1 protein-coding gene is annotated in these 533 nt (G+C 46.3%); it reads left to right on the top strand.

The window, feature by feature from the left end:
* Positions 1-202 precede the first annotated feature (202 nt).
* On the top strand, positions 203-533 hold a 331-nt coding region (locus R7P74_RS28940; protein WP_318124149.1), incomplete at its 3' end, for a peroxiredoxin.

Below are 533 nucleotides of genomic sequence, written 5' to 3'. Positions count from 1 at the left end.
ATCGGCTTCATTTTATTATCGTCCGGATTTTACCGCTACGGAAAAGCCTTTCAAGGATATTCGCGATTTTCAGTAGTCCGCGATTTGAATTGCGGCTATTTGGTTTTGAAACTGATTTTTCACAACCGGGAGAACATCCGCTTTGCTGAGATAAATCAAAGAATAACTACAGTAAGAACAGTAAGCAATATAGAGGAAATTTATGACACAGTTGATTGTCGGAGAAAAAGCACCCGATTTCAGCCTGGAGGATTCCGATGGCAATCAGTGGAAACTAAGTGATTATCGGGGCAAGGTTGTCGTATTGCTTTTTTATCCCGGCGACAATACTCCGGTCTGTACGGCACAAATGTGCTCTGTCCGTGATCATTGGTCCGAGTATCAGGCGACAGGTGCCGAAGTAGTCGGAATCTCTACGGATTCGCGGGAATCGCACAAAGGTTTTGCCGAGCGGAACCGGCTTCCATTGCGCTTACTCTCAGATCCGGACGGCACAGTCAGCAGGCTTTATGACATGAAATCCTGGATTCCCG

Source organism: Vibrio sp. 2033 (genome assembly GCF_033339735.1).
This window is presented reverse-complemented; position numbering and strand designations above follow the sequence as displayed.